At 61.6% G+C, this 15,723-nt stretch carries 15 protein-coding genes; 10 read left to right on the top strand and 5 right to left on the bottom strand.

Annotation, left to right across the window (positions count from 1 at the left end; translation table 11 throughout):
- Window positions 1-1,050 carry a YihY/virulence factor BrkB family protein gene (locus Q0L62_RS00990; protein WP_296675155.1) on the bottom strand — a complete coding sequence of 350 codons (1,050 nt, stop codon included), beginning with the start codon at window positions 1,048-1,050 and terminating at the stop codon, window positions 1-3.
- An 18-nt stretch (window positions 1,051-1,068) separates the two neighbouring features.
- Window positions 1,069-2,022 carry a DnaJ C-terminal domain-containing protein gene (locus tag Q0L62_RS00985; protein WP_296675152.1) on the bottom strand — a complete coding sequence of 318 codons (954 nt, stop codon included), beginning with the start codon at window positions 2,020-2,022 and terminating at the stop codon, window positions 1,069-1,071.
- Between the two features lie 102 nt (window positions 2,023-2,124).
- Here Q0L62_RS00985 and pdxH point away from each other — a divergent pair, with 102 nt between their 5' ends.
- Both pdxH and Q0L62_RS00975 read left to right on the top strand, forming a co-directional pair.
- The gene (gene pdxH, locus Q0L62_RS00980; RefSeq protein ID WP_296675150.1) at window positions 2,125-2,742 is read left to right on the top strand and encodes a pyridoxamine 5'-phosphate oxidase; all 618 of its coding nucleotides are present in this window, start codon (window positions 2,125-2,127) and stop codon (window positions 2,740-2,742) included.
- Window positions 2,739-3,665 (top strand): cation diffusion facilitator family transporter, encoded by a 927-nt coding sequence (locus tag Q0L62_RS00975; RefSeq protein ID WP_296675148.1) that lies wholly within the window; start codon window positions 2,739-2,741, stop codon window positions 3,663-3,665. The genes pdxH and Q0L62_RS00975 overlap by 4 nt, the downstream gene beginning before the upstream one ends.
- 4 nt (window positions 3,666-3,669) lie before the next feature.
- Here the strand turns inward: Q0L62_RS00975 and Q0L62_RS00970 are convergent, their stop codons facing one another.
- Together Q0L62_RS00970 and Q0L62_RS00965 are read right to left on the bottom strand one after the other, a co-directional pair.
- Entirely contained in the window at window positions 3,670-4,650 is a 981-nt protein-coding gene (locus Q0L62_RS00970) for a GDP-L-fucose synthase family protein (RefSeq protein WP_367183236.1), read from the bottom strand.
- Window positions 4,647-5,801 (bottom strand): serine hydrolase, encoded by a 1,155-nt coding sequence (locus Q0L62_RS00965; RefSeq protein ID WP_296675145.1) that lies wholly within the window; start codon window positions 5,799-5,801, stop codon window positions 4,647-4,649. Before Q0L62_RS00965 ends, Q0L62_RS00970 begins: the two co-directional genes overlap by 4 nt.
- A gap of 30 nt (window positions 5,802-5,831) precedes the next feature.
- Between Q0L62_RS00965 and Q0L62_RS00960 the strand changes: the two genes are divergently transcribed.
- Together Q0L62_RS00960 and Q0L62_RS00955 are read left to right on the top strand one after the other, a co-directional pair.
- Window positions 5,832-6,179: a hypothetical protein gene (locus tag Q0L62_RS00960; protein ID WP_296675143.1), complete on the top strand. Its 348-nt coding sequence runs from the start codon at window positions 5,832-5,834 to the stop codon at window positions 6,177-6,179.
- 366 nt (window positions 6,180-6,545) lie between these two features.
- The gene (locus tag Q0L62_RS00955) at window positions 6,546-7,442 is read left to right on the top strand and encodes an SPFH domain-containing protein (RefSeq protein ID WP_296675140.1); all 897 of its coding nucleotides are present in this window, start codon (window positions 6,546-6,548) and stop codon (window positions 7,440-7,442) included.
- Window positions 7,443-7,452: 10 nt separating this feature from the next.
- Here the strand turns inward: Q0L62_RS00955 and mnmA are convergent, their stop codons facing one another.
- Window positions 7,453-8,598 (bottom strand): tRNA 2-thiouridine(34) synthase MnmA, encoded by a 1,146-nt coding sequence (gene mnmA / locus Q0L62_RS00950; RefSeq protein WP_296675137.1) that lies wholly within the window; start codon window positions 8,596-8,598, stop codon window positions 7,453-7,455.
- 155 nt (window positions 8,599-8,753) lie between these two features.
- Between mnmA and Q0L62_RS00945 the strand changes: the two genes are divergently transcribed.
- The 6 genes from Q0L62_RS00945 to Q0L62_RS00920 form a co-directional block, all read left to right on the top strand.
- Window positions 8,754-9,071: a hypothetical protein gene (locus Q0L62_RS00945; protein WP_296675133.1), complete on the top strand. Its 318-nt coding sequence runs from the start codon at window positions 8,754-8,756 to the stop codon at window positions 9,069-9,071.
- 2 nt (window positions 9,072-9,073) lie between these two features.
- Window positions 9,074-9,373, top strand: a complete 300-nt coding sequence (locus Q0L62_RS00940) for a DUF1153 domain-containing protein (RefSeq protein WP_296675131.1) — start codon at window positions 9,074-9,076, stop codon at window positions 9,371-9,373.
- Between the two features lie 120 nt (window positions 9,374-9,493).
- Window positions 9,494-9,766, top strand: coding sequence for a GlsB/YeaQ/YmgE family stress response membrane protein (locus tag Q0L62_RS00935; protein ID WP_296675128.1), 273 nt, complete (start codon window positions 9,494-9,496; stop codon window positions 9,764-9,766).
- 231 nt (window positions 9,767-9,997) lie between these two features.
- Window positions 9,998-11,185, top strand: coding sequence for an efflux RND transporter periplasmic adaptor subunit (locus tag Q0L62_RS00930; protein ID WP_296675126.1), 1,188 nt, complete (start codon window positions 9,998-10,000; stop codon window positions 11,183-11,185).
- Window positions 11,186-11,196: 11 nt separating this feature from the next.
- Complete coding sequence (locus Q0L62_RS00925) at window positions 11,197-14,661, top strand: efflux RND transporter permease subunit (protein ID WP_296675123.1); 3,465 nt, start codon at window positions 11,197-11,199, stop codon at window positions 14,659-14,661.
- Window positions 14,662-14,729: 68 nt separating this feature from the next.
- Window positions 14,730-15,723: DUF445 domain-containing protein (locus tag Q0L62_RS00920; RefSeq protein ID WP_296675527.1), on the top strand; the 994-nt coding region annotated here is incomplete at its 3' end.

The raw sequence follows: 15,723 nt of genomic DNA, 5'->3' as shown, positions 1-15,723 counted from the left end.
CTATCCTTGCGGTCCGTGTCGTCCCGGCGCGGCGCCAGTGGCGCGTTGGCGGTTATCCTTCTGCCCGATTGCATCCCGTTCCTCGGGGCTTTCGGTCAGCGCTGCGTTCAGTTCGGCGCCCATGACCATTCCTAGGCCGACCAGCCAGAAAAAGAAAAGTGCGATCATCACGCCGGCCAAGCTGCCGTAAGTCAAATCGTATGTGAAAAAGCGTTGCAGAACGGCAGGCAGGGCCATGGTGACAGCAACCCACCACACTGTAACCAGCAACGCGCCGGGCCACTTGGGATAGGCTTTGCCGCGATAGGCGGTGGGTGTCAGCGTCAGGAACAGTAGCCACAGAGACAGATAGATGATCGCCGCGGGAACGAGCCGCGACGTAGTCAGAGTGCCGATCCAGCCGCCCAGTCGGGGCAGCGAATGTTCGATGACCTGCTGTGCAGCGCCAATGGCCACCTGCACCAACAGGGCAAAGACCATGGCAATTACGGCGACAATGATCACACCTGTCGATGACAGGCGATAGCGCCAAAATGCGTGCATTGACTGAGTCCCATAGGCACGGCGCAGGATGTCGCGGATCGTTTCGATCAGGCTGCCCACAGTCCACAGTCCGACGATGGCACCCGCCCATAAAAGCCAGCCGCTGCGGGCTGCCACCACGTCCTGCGCGACCGGTTCAAGCGCGTTCGCCACCACTGGAGGCAAACCCAGAAGAAAGGCGTGAACCGATTCTTCACGCTGCGATTGCTCGCCGATCAGCGAAAATCCGGCGCCGACAGTTATGAAAAAGGGAAACAGCGCCAGGATCGCCATATAGGCCAGGTTGCCCGCATGGATGAACCCGTCGTGATAGGCTCCGGTCCAGACCCGGTTAAATACCTTGAAGAACCGCGTCTCCCAGAACTTGCCTTGTGGTCCGACGTGTTCGTCAAGTGTTTCCTGCAGCCCAGCGCGCAGACGCAACGCGCGCTTGCGGCGAGCTTCGGGGGAAAGGTCGGGCGGGGTTAGGGGGGGCAGGTTGCCATCAACCAGCGGACGCTCTTCCATCAGCGCGCAGCCCGCCCCTCAGACGCCCAGGCGCGCACGCAGGTTGCGCGGATCACGCCAACCATCAAGCCGGCGGACGAGATCCTCGTCCTGTTCGGGTAGCTGCACTTCCAGCGTTATGAGCTGATCGCCCCGGGTACCGTCCTTGCGGGTGAACCCTTTGCCCTTTAGGCGCAGCGTCTTGCCGGAACTGGAGCCGGGGGCCACGGTGAGCATCACCGCACCTTCAGCAGTGGGCACGCGCACCTTTGCCCCGCTCACCGCCTCGTCCAGGCTGATCGGCAAGTCGATCCGCAGGTTGTCCCCATCGCGCCGGAAAAAAGGGTGGGGCTGGAACTGGATCGTCACCAGGGCATCGCCGCTCCCGCCGGGACCGGCCTGGCCCTTACCGGTCAGCCGCATTTGCATGCCGTCCTCGATCCCGGGCGGCAGCTTCAGGTCAATGGTTTTACCGTCCGACAGGGTTATGCGCTGGGTGTGGAGCAATGCCACATCGGTCAGCGGCACGCCCAGCTTGTATTGCACCGAAGCACCCTTTGGTGCTGGACCGCGGCGGCCACCGGGCTGCGACCCGCCAAACCCGCCACCCATGCCGCCTCGTCCACCGAACAGGCCATCGAAAATATCGCCCAGGTCGATCCCCTCACCGGTCATTCCCTCAAACCCATCGGCGCGAAATCCGCGCTGTCCGGCGCCGGCGAATCCGCCACCCTGTCCTGCGCCGCCGCCGTATCCGAAAGGCATGCTGGGATTGCCGTCGATGTCGATTTCGCCGCGATCAAAGCGGGCCCGCTTGTCCTTGTCGGACAACAGATCATAGGCGCGCGTGATTTCGCCAAAGCGTTCAGCAGCCTTTGGGTTATCGGTATTGCGATCGGGGTGGAGCTCTTTTGCCAGCTTGCGATAGGCAGACTTGATGTCTTTCTCGGTCGCACTGCGGGCTACGCCCAGGATCGAATAGGGATCGGCCATCAAGGCTAGCTAAGTGTCCGCACCCGATCCGGCAAGCCGCCATTCGCTTATTGCGAGACGGTCGCGCTTTTCTAGCCCGGTTTGCGCCGCTATGCGAAGGCTATGGACAATGCCGATGCGATTACCGGATCAGACCCTTTTGCGCTGTTCAGCGCATGGTACAATGATGCCCGCAGCAGTGAACCCAACGATCCTGATGCCGTGGCTTTGGCCACAGCAACGCCCGATGCGGCGCCTTCGGTGCGGATGGTGCTGCTGAAGGACCACGGGCCGCACCTGGGCAGCCGGGGCGGGTTCGTGTTCTATACCAATGGCCAAAGCCGCAAAGGCAACGAACTTCACGCCAACCCGCAGGCCGCGATGCTGTTCCATTGGAAATCGCTGCGCCGCCAGATCCGCATCGAAGGGACTGTGGCTGAAGTCGATCCTGCCATGGCTGACGCCTATTTCGCCAGCCGCAGCCGCGATTCGCAATTGGGCGCAATTGCGTCCGACCAGTCGCGTCCACTGGCCTCACGGGGCGAGTTTTTGGCCAGGATTGCCCGGGTTACTGCTGCTAACCTGGTCGGCAAGATCCAGCGGCCCGCCCACTGGACAGGGTTTTGCCTGACTCCCTCCGCGTTTGAGTTCTGGATGGACCGGCCTTTTCGTCTTCACGAACGGCGCCGCTTCGTTGCGGGCGCGGACGGCGGCTGGACCAGCGCGCTGCTTTACCCATGACCGACGCGGGACGCCTTAACCGCAGCGCTGCCCTGGCATCGATTTCTGTCGCACTGCTATTGGTTGCGTTGAAGGTCTGGGCGGCGTGGACAACGGGTTCAACCGCCATGCTTGGTAGCCTGGCCGACACCGTACTCGACCTGGTTGCCAGCCTGGCGACGCTGGCGGGGGTGTGGGTAGCGGCCCAACCTGCGGACGAAAACCACCGGTTCGGCCATGGCAAGGCAGAGGCACTAGCAGCCATGTTCCAGGTCGTGCTGATCTCGATCTCCGCATTGACGCTGGCTGCGCGGGCGATCAGCCAATTGATTGGCGAAGCTCGCCCCGAAGGCGCAGAGGGCGGGATCATCGTCTCGCTGATTGCCATGGCGGCAACTCTCGCGCTGCTGGCTTGGCAGCGCTACGTTATCCGCCAGACTGGCAGTATCGCGATCAGCACCGATCACTTGCATTACAAATCGGACCTGCTTCTAAATCTAGCCGTAATCGCGGCGCTGGCACTGGACCAGTATGCGGGAATCGCCGGCGCTGATCCGCTGTTCGGCCTTGGCATCGCCGCGTGGCTGGGCTGGGGTGCGTGGGGCGCGTCGCAAGCAGCGATCGAGCAGCTGATGGATCATGAATGGGATGATGCCAAGAAGGCGCGCTTTCTTGAAGTCGTCGCCCGCCACCCTGAACTCAAGGGCCTTCACGACCTGCGCACGCGTTCGTCGGGCGACCGAGATTTCGTCCAGTTCCATGTCTCGGTAGATCCGCACATGACCGTGCGTCAGGCCCACCACGTGATGGACGAGATCGAAGCCAAGCTGCTGGCCGAGTTTCCCGGGATAGAGATCCTGATCCATCCCGATCCCGAAGGGCTGATCGACGAAACCGGGATTGCTGCCGAAGATCTGCTCGCCGCGCATCAGCGCAGCGCCTGAAAACTCACGCGTTGCGGCCCTCTCCGGCCAGGAATGCCGAATAACTGCGGGCGATTCCTTCCTTGAGGCCGACTTTTGGCGCCCAGCCAAGTGCGGCAAGCTTTGACCCGTCCAGCAGTTTACGCGGTGTGCCGTCAGGCCGGGACGGATCGGTCACGATGGTCGCGTGATAGCCCAACACATCCATCACAACCTGCGTCAAATCGATGATCGCGATATCCTTGCCGGCACCGACATTGACGTGCCCTGCGCCCGAGTAATGCTCCATCAAGTGAATGCAGGCATCGGCGCAGTCATCGACGTACAGGAATTCGCGCAGCGCAGTTCCGCTTCCCCAAATCTCCACCGGGCTCTGATTCAATTTAGCTTCGTGTACCTTGCGGACCAGGGCCGGCATAACATGACCGCCCTCGGGATCGTAATTGTCTCCAGGGCCATAAAGATTGGTCGGCATTGCGCTAATAAAGTCGCAGCCGAATTGCTGACGATATGCTTGGGCTAGTTTTATCCCGGCAATCTTGGCGATGGCGTACCATTCGTTTGTCGTCTCGAGTGGCCCGGTCAGCAAGGCTTCCTCACGGATCGGCTGCGCGGCATCGCGTGGATAGATGCATGACGAGCCAAGAAACAGCAGCTTTTCGACGCCCACTGATTCCGCCGCGGCTAAAATCGCGGTTTCGATAAGCAGATTGTCGCGAAGGAAATCGACAGGGAAAGTTGAATTAGCTAGGATTCCGCCGACCTTTGCCGCTGCCAGAAAAACGGCCTGAGGACGATGACTATGCATCCAGCCAAGGACGGCGCGTTGGTCTGTCAAGTTTAGGCTAGCGCGATCGGCGACAAGCACTTCGCACCTTTCATCAGCCAACCGGCGGACGATGGCAGACCCCACCATGCCAGTGTGTCCCGCAACCCAGACACGTTTGCCGGTCAGCGAATAAATAGGTTGGGGGGCAGCTTTGTACTGACCTTCATGTTGGCTCACTTGGCAGGGTCCTTTTGCGGTGCGGCAGTCTGGGGAAACAGCTGGATGATCTGCGCCATGGCACTACGCACCGGAGCATGGGCACCTTCGGCGGTCTTGCCAAGGCGGACCACGACCACGCCTTTGGTCGGCGCAACCGCTACAAACTGTCCCAGATGGCCGTTCATCGAAAAGGTCGAGGCAGGCGCGCCAGGCCATTCCAGGTGGCCGTCGCCAGCTTGCGGACGGTTAAGCCAGATCTGGGCGCCGTACCCCTGATTGCGCGGGCTGGGCCGGGTCATGAAATCGATCCAGGTAGTTGGCACCAGTTGTGCGCCCTTGACCGCGCCGCGATTGCGCAAAAACTCGCCAAAACGGGCCCAGTCGCGCGCGGTGCCGTGCATCAGGCTGCCGCCCAGTAACGTGCCTGCCGCGTCGAATTCAGCAATCATGCTTTTCATGCCGATCGGTTCGAACATACGCGTTTGGAGGTAATCATGCACCACGCGGCGCCGTTCGGCAGGATCGGTGCTGGTCGTCAGCGACCGGGCTGCAAGATCAGACAGGATTATTGAGGTAGCTGTCGAATATTCCCACTTGGCACCTGGTTCGGCCTCGAGCGGTTGTGCTTCCGCATAAGCGGCGGTGTCGTCGCGCCCATCCATGAACAGCATTCGCGCGGTATCGGTCAGGTAGGGCGCACCCTCTGCCTCAACGTGGCGCAGGCCTGACCTCATCTGCAACAGCTGGCGCAGTGTAATCTCGCCGCGCGGATCGCCGGGGCGTTGCCAAGCCGGGACTGGGGCGGTCTCGTCCAGTCGCAGGCGGCCGTCGGATACCAACATGCCAATCATCACCCCGGTGACCGATTTTGCCATCGACCAGGATATGAAGCGCGTATTCTCATGATAGCCGGGGGCATAACGTTCGGCCACGATGTGGCCGTCCCTCATCACCACTACGGCGCGAGTTTCGCTTGTGTCGGGCGCCGCGAACAGTCGGTCCACACTGCGGGCGAGCGCATCGCGATTTACACCGGGCTTGTCCACCACCGCGCTCAGAGCGGCGCTGGTCAACGGCGGCAGCGCAGGTGCTGCATTGTCGCCTGAACAGCCCAACAGGGCTGGCAGGAGAGCCAAGGGCAGGATAAGGGGCAGGCGGCGCGATCCCATGGCGCGCATCCCTTGCCCAAAGGCCCAGCAATGGCAACCGATAACCCCGCCGCTCCCCGTCGTCCCCGCCGCCGCCGGCAAATCGTGTGGCTGGCCATGCTTGCCCTGGCTGCTGCGCTGGCGTGGTTCTGGCAGCCCCTGAACGGCTATGCCCGCGTCGGCACCGCTTATGGCGCGCGGGTGGCCTGTTCGTGCCGGTTCGAAGGTGGCCGTAGTCTTGGGGATTGCCGCAAGGATTTTGAGGACGGCATGCAACTGATCATGCTGAGCGAAAACAGCGCGGCTAAAAGCGTGACGGCCCGCTTTCCCCTTCTGGCCAGCGATACCGCCACCTACCGCGAAGGCGAGGGTTGCCGATTGAAGCCGTGGACGCGCTGATTGCATGAAATGCAACGGCTGTTGCGCCGATTTCAGAGTCTTCAATGTCGGGTTTCGATTGCAGCCTTTGCAGGCGGCGATAAATTCAGCGCTATCGAACCGATCAAGGAGTTGGAGTAGCGGCGTTTCAGGGCTTGAGATTGTGCAGAATTGTTGACCGCCAATGGTCGGTTCTGCTTCTAGGCTGTTGCTTTCGTCGCCTTCGCCCGTGCTGCCATCCTTGCTTGGCAGCCCCCGCGCCGGCTTCCCGAACCCACAGACCATGACAACCCCGCGGGATGCGTTCCCGTGCGCCAACCTCTTATTTTGAGCGGCCCGAATCGCGCTCGGGGGGGCGACTGATCCCCCGCATGGGAGTAACACGGTATGGCATATACAAACGATGACGATGATGCGCAGACCGGCCATCAGGGTGCCCTGCGCCGGGCGTTCGGACCGCTGGCGGGACGGGCCGGGATGATTTTTGGTGCAGTCGCCGCAGGAACTTTGCTGTTCAGCACATTTGCCCAGGTTGAACCTGGCAACGTCGGGATCCGTGTCAACAATATCGCGGGCGGGGTTTCCACCCACCCGCTGGGAGTGGGCTGGTATTTCGCGCCGCCGGGCACGAAAATTTATGAGTATCCGGTCTTTACGCGCACCTATACCTGGACCGGATCGCCGACCGAACAAAGCCCGATTGATGAAAGCTTCGGCTTTCAGGACAAGAACGGTCTATCGCTAAAGGCTGACGTGGCGGTCAGTTACCACGTCGATCCGGGCAAGGCACCGATCCTGTTCCAGCGGTACCGTACTGATATGGACCAGATCATTTCCGGCCCGCTGCGTAATTCAATCCGCAATGCGATCGTCGAACGCGCATCGCAACTGGGGGTTGAACAGATATATGGCGATCACAAGGCCGAATTGGTCCAGACGGCCCAGGCCGCAGTGCAGCGCTTCTTTGGCCCGGTCGGGCTCGAGGTAGAGCAGATTTACTGGGCCGGGAACATTCAGGTGCCCCAGCAGGTGCTGGAACAGATCAACGCCAAGATTGCCAACGAACAGGCTGCGCTGGCAGCACAGGCCAATGTCGCCACCGCCGCGGCCAATGCCGACGCGCGCATTGCCAAAGCCAAAGGCGATGCCGAGGCGATCCAGGTCGAAGCCCAGGCGATCCGCACCAACCCTGAAATCGTCAAGCTGCGCGCTGTGGAAAAGTGGGACGGTAAATTGCCGACTTATGCCGGCGGCGGACCGCTTCCCTTCATCGATGTGAAATAGGGCGCTGGTGTCAGGTGGCGGGCTGGGTCGCTTCGATCCAGCCCCCGCCGACCACCCGTTCCCCGGCATAGATTACCGCGGCCTGGCCAGGGGCGACGCCGTATTCGGCCTGGGCAAAACGAATCGTGGTGTCCGCGCCTTCGCCCAGAGGCCCCTCAAGCGTGATGGGCACTGGCCTGGCCAACGAGCGTACCTTTGCGCTGAGCGGAACATCGGGCAGCAGACCAATCCGGTTAGTGTCGCTGATCGCCGCGCTGGCCACGCCCAGCAGCCGCTTTGGGCCGACCAGCACGCGGTGTTGCGCCGCATCGATGCCGGTCACATAGAGCGGTTCGGGCTGGCCGCCGATCTCCAGCCCCCGGCGCTGGCCGACGGTGAAATGGATGATCCCGGCATGGCTGCCCAATACCGCTCCGGTTTCGGCATGGACTATCTCGCCCGGCCGGACGCCTTCGGGCCTCACCGCCCGGACAATTTTGGCATAGTCGCCATCGGGGACAAAGCAGATGTCCTGGCTGTCGGGTTTGGCGGCGACGCGCAGACCTTCGGCGTCAGCAATCTGGCGGACCGCAGATTTGGGCAGACCGCCCAGCGGAAAGCGCAGAAAATCGAGCTGCGCCTCGGTTGTGCCATAGAGAAAATAGGACTGGTCACGTGCAGGATCGAGCGCGCGGTGCAATTCCGGTCCCGCTGCGCCCACTACGCGGCGGACGTAGTGACCGGTTGCCAGGCAATCCGCACCCAGTTCGCGCGCCATGCGCAGAAGGTCGGTAAACTTGGGCCCCATGTTGCAACGGATGCAGGGGATCGGGGTGCGGCCAGCCAGATAGTCATCGGCAAAGCGTTCAACTACGTCTTCGCGAAAGGCGCTTTCATGGTCGAAGACGTAGTGGGTGATACCCAGCCGGTCTGATACGGCGCGCGCATCGCGAATATCGTCGCCGGCGCAGCAAGCCCCCTTGCGGCCGGTCGCGGCGCCATAATCGTAAAGCTGGAGCGTGATACCGATGGTTTCGGCGCCGCTGCGTGCAGCCAGTGCAGCCACCACCGAACTGTCGACCCCGCCCGACATCGCAACGACGATTCGCTTGCCCGCCAAGGGCGAAGAAAGCTGGAACAGGTCCGCAAGGTCAAGATTGGCAAGCTGCTGCATCATCGCGCGCCGCCCATACACGCAGCGCGGCGCGAAGGGAAATACGCTCTATGGTGCGCAGCTTGGTGCGGCCGTGATGCAATTCGGTAAGTAATATGACCGGCAGGTAAAACAGGGCTTTACCCGATTTTGACGAGTGGCGGTCTAAGACGCCGAACATGGAGTACGCATCCGACCTGATGACCAGCCTTCGGGCGCGCCTTAAGACCGGTGAAATGCCGCGTCCGAGCGGTGCGATCGACTGGTACGCGCTGCAAACCCGTCTTGCCGCTGGCCATTCGGCGCGGCGCGAGCTGTCGCGCTGCGAATCGCAGGGCCGCATCAAGCCGGGCGCATTTGCGCAGTGGGTGAATATTCAAACCGGCGCCCACTGGGGTGCACCTGTCGTTAACCCAAATGATTTAGCAGTTCGCAAAGGAGCCGCTGGCATGGATGGCGCTGTCGCCGAACATGCCGCTCGCGGCGGCCAAGGATAACAATGATCGAGAACCAGAAAATCCGACCTGCGATGGTAATTGGCCCGCTTGGTGAGCCGCTGACGATCGAATCGCTGCCTGCGCCCGAAACCACCCGGTGGGTCGTGCGCCGCAAGGCAGAGGTAGTCGCGGCGGTCAACGGCGGCCTCTTGACGATTGACGAAGTGTGCGAGCGCTACAGCCTGACGCTGGAAGAGTTCGCTTCGTGGCAGCGGGCAGTCGACCGCTCGGGAATGCAAGGCCTGCGGGTAACCCGGCTGCAGCATTATCGCGACTTGTACGAGCGTCAATTCAAGTACTGACCGCAATTTAGAATCACCCTTTCGCGAACGGCCGGCCCGGCCTAGTCTCGGGCCGGTCGTTTCGTTTTGTGCGCAGTGGGCCGCAAGCGATCGGCTTGGAAAAAAGGGGAGAGTCTCAACATGATCAATCTCATCATCGCCCTGGTCGTGGGCGGCATTATCGGCTGGTTGGCCAGCATGGTCATGAACCGCGATGCCTCGATGGGCATGATAGCCAATGTAATCGTCGGCTGCCTTGGCTCGATCCTTGGCCGATTCCTGCTGGGCCGGTTTTTCGGCGGCGGGCACCTGCGCGGCGATGCGTTCGATCCGATGACCTTGCTGACTGCGTTCATCGGTGCGATCATTTTATTGGCTATCGTCAACCTGGTGCGACGCGGACGCGTTCGCTAAGGTCTTAGCTGCGGCCAACGCTGTTTGCCGAAGCCATTCGGCAGTCTGCCGAGCCGTCTATTGCCTCGCTGCGGCCCGGCGCTTATGCGCCGGGCCGTTGTGTCATCTTCACCGCGTAACTCTTGATTAGTCGGCGAAGGTGATATAGCCATGTAACACAGTGGCAAACCCCCGCAATTCACTGTACCATGGCGATATGGACCGCGGACCAGACTAAAGGCGCATTGGATAATGAACTTCGACACGCGGATCAGCAGTGACGACACTGCATTGAGCGATGAGCGTAATCCGCTGCTTGGTGACGCTGACCGCCGTAGCCGTATCCTGGTGATTGCGGGCATAGTGGCTGTCCTGGCGGTGATCGTGGGCGTGTGGTTCCTGACCAGAAGTGGAGGCGCAGGCGAAGGCGCCAACGCGGCAAAGGCGCAGGTTCCTGTCGTCAGCGTGGTTTCGCCCGGCAGCGGTACAATAGCCGGCCAGATCAACGCTACGGGCACGCTGGCGGCACGGCGCGCATTGCCAGTGGGCATACCGGGCGAAGGCGGGCAAATCGTCCGCGTCCTGGTTGAACCTGGCCAGTGGGTCCGCCAGGGCCAGGTCCTGGCGATCATCGACCGTTCGGTACAGGTCCAGCAGCAAGCCAGTCAGGGCGCACAAGTCCAGGTAGCGCGGGCCAATGCCGATTTGGCTGAAGCCAATTATCAGCGCGCGCTTAAGCTGGTCGACAAGGGCTTCATTTCGAAGGCCGACGTCGATCGTTTGCGCGCTACCCGTGACGGGGCCTATGCTCAGGTTCGCGTTGCCGGCGCGCAGTTGGGCGTACTGCGGGCGCAGTCCGCGCGGCTCAACGTGGTTGCGCCGGCCGCTGGTCTGGTACTGGAGCGGCGGGTTGAACCGGGTCAGGTAGTCAGCGGCGGATCGGGCGTGCTGTTCAGTATCGCGAAGGGCGGCGAGATGGAATTGCTGGCCCAGGTCGGCGAAATTGATCTTGCCAAACTGGCAACTGGAGTTTCAGCCGAAGTCACACCTGTCGGATCGGACCGCACCTTCGGCGGACAAATCTGGCAGGTTGCGCCGGTAATCGATCCCCAATCGCGGCAGGGCACCGCGCGTATCGCCTTGGCCTATGCCCCTGAACTGCGACCTGGCGGCTTCGCCGGCGCAGTGATCAATGCTGGCTCGCTCGTGGCCCCGCTCCTGCCCGAATCGGCGATCCTGTCTGATGACAAGGGGCGCTATGTCTATGTCGTTGACAGTGCCAACAAGGTCCGGCGCCGCGCTGTCAAAACCGGACTGGTCACAGGCCAGGGCGTCGCGGTGATCGAAGGCTTGAACGGTGCAGAACGGGTCGTGCTGCGCGCTGGCGGATTCCTCAATCCGGGAGATACGGTCAAGCCGCAAGCGGCCAAGGCCAACTGAGGGGTCCTGGCGTGAACTTTCGTAACATTTCTGCCTGGTCGATCCGCAACCCGATCATTCCGATCGTGCTGTTCATCGGCTTGCTCCTGGCCGGCGTCGTCTCGTTCAGCCGGATGGATGTGAACGACAATCCGGACATCGACTTTCCCGCTGTCAACGTCACGATTGCGCAGCCCGGCGCAGCACCGCGCGAGATCGAAACACAGATCACGCAAAAGGTCGAAGCGGCAATCCGATCAATCAACGGGGTCGATGAAATCCAGTCGACCGCCAGCGAAGGTGCCAGCAATACTTTCGTTCAGTTCGCCATCGGGACCAACACGATCGAGGCAACCAGCGACGTCAAGAACGCGATTGACCAGATTCGCGGAAGTCTTCCCGACGGCATTCTCGAACCACAGATTTCAAAGGTCGAAATCGGCGGCAACGGCCCAATCGGCTATTTCGCGGTCAGCGCCGATGACATGACGATGGAACAGCTCAGCTGGTTTGTCGACGATACCGTAGCCAAGCGGCTGCTCGGTGTAAGCGGGATGGCCTCGGTCGAACGTGCTGGCGGGGTTGACCGTGAAATCCGTGTCGTACTCGATCCGGCGCGGATGCAGTCCCTGGGTGTCACGGCAAGCCAGGTCAACGCTGCACTCCGCCAGGTCAATGTCGATGCTGCCGGCGGACGCGCAGAAATCGCCGGTTCGCGCCAGTCGGTGCGCGTGCTGGGCAATGCCCGGGATGCCTATGCGTTGTCGCAGACCCAGGTCGCGCTCAGTGGCGGCAGGACTGTGCGGCTTAGCGACGTAGCTGCCGTGTCGGACGGCTATTCCGAACAGACTTCGATCGCGAAGATGGCAGGGCGCCAGGTTGTGACTTTCGGGATCGAGCGCGCCAAGGGTGCTTCCGATGTGACGGTCTACGACGGCGCAATTGCCGAGATCGACAAGCTGAAGAAGGAAAACCCGGGGATCCACTTCACTCAGCTTTATACCAGCGTAAAATATACCAAGGACCAATATCACAGTTCGCTCGAAGCGATGATCGAAGGCGCCGTCCTTGCGATCATCGTGGTGTTTTTCTTCCTGCGCGATTGGCGCGCTACGATCATCAGCGCAATCGCGATCCCCTTGTCGGCGATACCGACCTTCTGGTTCATGAGCCTGATGGGGTTCAACCTCAACAGCCTCTCGCTGTTGGCACTCAGTCTGGTTGCAGGCGTGCTGGTCGACGATGCCATCGTCGAGATCGAAAACATCGTGCGCCACATGCGCATGGGCAAGACAGCTTATCAGGCGTCCATTGATGCGGCTGACGAAATCGGCCTGGCGGTGGTGGCGACCACGATGTGTATCGTCGCGGTTTTCCTGCCGGTTGGCCTGATGCCGGGCATTTCGGGGCAGTTCTTCAAAAACTTCGGCCTGACGATCGTCGCCGCAGTTCTGGTATCACTGGCTGTCGCGCGCATGATAACGCCGATGGTCGCGGCCTATTTCCTCAAGTCTCACGGAGAGGAAAGCCACGGCGAAGGCCGCATGATGGACTTTTACACCCGCGTGCTTTCGTGGACGCTTGATACCTCGAAGGCCGAGGCCATTCGCGCCCGGGTTGAGCGTCAACGCGGGTATTGGGCCTATTACCTGTTCGAACTGGTTCTGATAGTTGTTTCGGTGATCGCCGCCCTGGCCGGTCGGATGGGCTTGACCAAGGTGCTGGCCCCGCTTGAGCTTTCCGCGCTGATCCGCGTACCGCTGACCCTATTGGTCATGATCGTCGCCGCCTTTGCCGCCGGCGCTTTGCTCAGCCGGCTTGCGGGCAAATTGGGCGGCGGACTTGGCCGATACCACGCGTATTTCAAGGCACGTGTGGGTGCGCGACTGAAAGGCGATCACCGCGTTTGGGCGTTTGGCATGGGCCTCGTCGCGCTGGTGCTCACCTTTGCGCTGCTAACCAACATCCCGCAGCAGTTCCAACCGACGATCAACGACGATTCCAGCCGGATAAATATCGAGACAGTTCCCGGAACAACGATCGAGCAGACCTTGCTCATCGCCGACAAGGTCGAAGCCCTGATTGGCGGGCAACCCGAAGTTGAACGGGTGATGGAACGTGTGCGCGAAGGAAATGCGCGGCTGTTCATCACGCTGAAGGCAGAACGCGAAACAACTTCGATCGAGTTCGAGCGTCGTCTGGCCCCCGCACTGGCTGCAATCCCTGATGCGCGTGTCACTTTTGCCTCGCAATCGGGGGGGTTCGGCACCGGTCGCGATATCTCGGTCATGCTGTCGGGCAGCGACCCGGACCTGCTGCAGAAAACAGCTCAGACCTTGGCTGACCAGATGCACGATGTGGTCGGCGTCGTCGCGCCGCGCATCGCCGCGGACATGAAGCGGCCCGAACTGGTCATCATCCCGCGCCTCGACATTGCCGCCCAGCTCGGTGTGACAACAGCGTCACTCAGCCAGGCGATCCGCATTGCAACGCAGGGTGAGATTGATCAGAATGCGGCCAAGTTCTCGCTCAGCAACCGACAGGTACCGATCCGGGTAATCCTGCCCCGCGAAGCGCGGCGCGACATTGCGACGATCCAGAACCTGCCGGTGCCCACGGCGACCGGCGGATCGGTACCGCTCAGCCGGGTGGCGGAAGTAACCTTTGGTGCCGGCCCCACGCAGATTCAACGCTACAACCAATCGCGCCGGATCTTTGTTGGCGCCGACCTGGCCGAAGGAGCGGTCAAGGGCACAGTCACGGAAAAAATTCAGGCCTTGCCGATCATGAAGAACTTGCCGCAAGGGGTTTCAAACGCCCCTGTAGGCGACGAGAAATGGCAGGGCGAATTGGTGATGAACTTCATCTATGCCGTCATTTCTGGCATCCTGCTGGTCTTTGCGGTGCTGGTGCTGCTTTATCACCGCTTCGTGTCGCCGCTGGTCAACATGACATCGCTGCTGCTCGCCCCTCTGGGCGGTCTTTTGGCCTTGGTCCTGATCGGCCAGCCGATATCGATGCCGGTCTACATCGGTTTGCTGATGCTGTTGGGTATTGTCGCCAAGAACTCGATCCTGCTGATCGACTTCGCGATCGAGGAGATGGCACGCGGCGTGCCCAAGCTGCAGGCGATCAAGGATGCCGGGCACAAGCGCGCGCAACCAATCGTGATGACCACCGTGGCGATGACCGCAGGGATGGTTCCGACCGCACTTTCGCTGTCGGGTGACGGCGCATGGCGCGCGCCGATGGGAACGGTAGTGATGGGCGGCCTGGTTGTATCGACCGTCCTCACTCTGATTATCGTTCCAGCGGGCTTCAGCCTTGCTGACGGCCTCGAAAAGCGGATCGGCCCGTGGCTGCGCACCCGACTCCTGACCTACCAGCCGGGTGATGCCGAAGGCGAACCCCGCGAGCCCCGCCCACAAACCGAAATTCCTGCAACCGTACCGGCGACTCGCCTTGGCGGACAATCCGGGCCATTACCGGCCGAGTGACGCAACCTACTCCCAGCCAGCACTTGCCCGGAACCATTCCGATCCCGCTTGTCGATCGGGCGCGGCGGATGCGGTTGTTCGCCACCAGCCTGTTGGTAGTCATGGCCGGGGTTTATTTTGTGGCGCGCCAATTTCTTGGCCTGCATCCGGCGTGGGGCTATGTTCTTGCCTTTGCCGAAGCGGGCATGATTGGCGGCATGGCAGACTGGTTCGCGGTTACGGCGCTGTTCCGCCACCCACTGGGCCTGCCGATCCCGCACACCGCCATCATCCCGGAAAACAAGGACCGCATCGCTGATACGATGGCGGCCTTTCTGCGCGAATATTTCCTGACCCCGCAGGTCGTTGCCCGGCGGCTGCACAGCATGAACCTGGCGGGTGCGGCCGGCAACTGGCTGGCTGAACCCGGAGGCGGAGCCGCAGGGTCGCGCATCGGTACCGGGGCGGCGGAACTGGGAGCGCAGCTGCTCGAATCGCTCGATCCGGAACGGCTGGGGGTGCAGGTGCGCGGCGGGCTGGTGCGTCAGGTGGGCAAGTTGGAAGTCGCACCGCTGTTGGGGCAGCTCCTTACCGCTGCAATTGCCGATCGCCGCCACCTGCCTGTGATCGATGCGCTGGTGCGCTGGACGGGGCTGACGCTGGAGGACAACGAAGAACTGATCCGAAAACTCATTCATGACCGTGCCAATGGAGTCCTGCGCTGGACGGGGCTGGACGAAAGGTTGGCCAATTCGGTGATTGACGGGCTCTACAAGCTGCTTGCCGAAGTTATGGTCGATCCCGAACACCCCTTGCGCGACAAGATCGAGGAAGGCCTTGCCAGCCTGGCCGACAAACTTTTGAACGATCCGGAAATGCGCGCCACGGTCGAGCGGCTGAAAGGCGAAGTGCTGGCCAATCCCGCTGTGGCAAGCTGGTGGCAAGGCGTATGGGAACGAATACGGCTCGGAATGATTAAACGCCTGCGCCAGCCCGGCGCCGGACTGGGCAATCAGTTTACCGAAGCGCTGGCTGAACTTGGAACCACTTTGCGGGATGATCCGGCGTTGCAGGCGCAGATCA

Source organism: Novosphingobium sp., assembly GCF_024642085.1.
Lineage (GTDB): Bacteria > Pseudomonadota > Alphaproteobacteria > Sphingomonadales > Sphingomonadaceae > Novosphingobium.
Note: the sequence above shows the minus strand (reverse complement) of the source record. Positions and strands in the feature narration are given on the sequence as shown.

Excerpts from the sequence above, each read along its gene's own strand:
- Q0L62_RS00975 (WP_296675148.1), top strand. The coding sequence starts at position 2,739 with ATGACCGACGCGGGACGCCTTAACCGCAGCGCTGCCCTGGCATCGATT.
- Q0L62_RS00945 (WP_296675133.1), top strand. The coding sequence starts at position 8,754 with ATGGAGTACGCATCCGACCTGATGACCAGCCTTCGGGCGCGCCTTAAG.
- Q0L62_RS00965 (WP_296675145.1), bottom strand. The coding sequence starts at position 5,801 with ATGGGATCGCGCCGCCTGCCCCTTATCCTGCCCTTGGCTCTCCTGCCA.
- Q0L62_RS00930 (WP_296675126.1), top strand. The coding sequence starts at position 9,998 with ATGAACTTCGACACGCGGATCAGCAGTGACGACACTGCATTGAGCGAT.
- mnmA (WP_296675137.1), bottom strand. The coding sequence starts at position 8,598 with ATGATGCAGCAGCTTGCCAATCTTGACCTTGCGGACCTGTTCCAGCTT.
- Q0L62_RS00940 (WP_296675131.1), top strand. The coding sequence starts at position 9,074 with ATGATCGAGAACCAGAAAATCCGACCTGCGATGGTAATTGGCCCGCTT.
- Q0L62_RS00960 (WP_296675143.1), top strand. The coding sequence starts at position 5,832 with ATGGCAACCGATAACCCCGCCGCTCCCCGTCGTCCCCGCCGCCGCCGG.
- Q0L62_RS00935 (WP_296675128.1), top strand. The coding sequence starts at position 9,494 with ATGATCAATCTCATCATCGCCCTGGTCGTGGGCGGCATTATCGGCTGG.
- Q0L62_RS00985 (WP_296675152.1), bottom strand. The coding sequence starts at position 2,022 with ATGGCCGATCCCTATTCGATCCTGGGCGTAGCCCGCAGTGCGACCGAG.
- pdxH (WP_296675150.1), top strand. The coding sequence starts at position 2,125 with ATGGACAATGCCGATGCGATTACCGGATCAGACCCTTTTGCGCTGTTC.
- Q0L62_RS00955 (WP_296675140.1), top strand. The coding sequence starts at position 6,546 with ATGGCATATACAAACGATGACGATGATGCGCAGACCGGCCATCAGGGT.
- Q0L62_RS00990 (WP_296675155.1), bottom strand. The coding sequence starts at position 1,050 with ATGGAAGAGCGTCCGCTGGTTGATGGCAACCTGCCCCCCCTAACCCCG.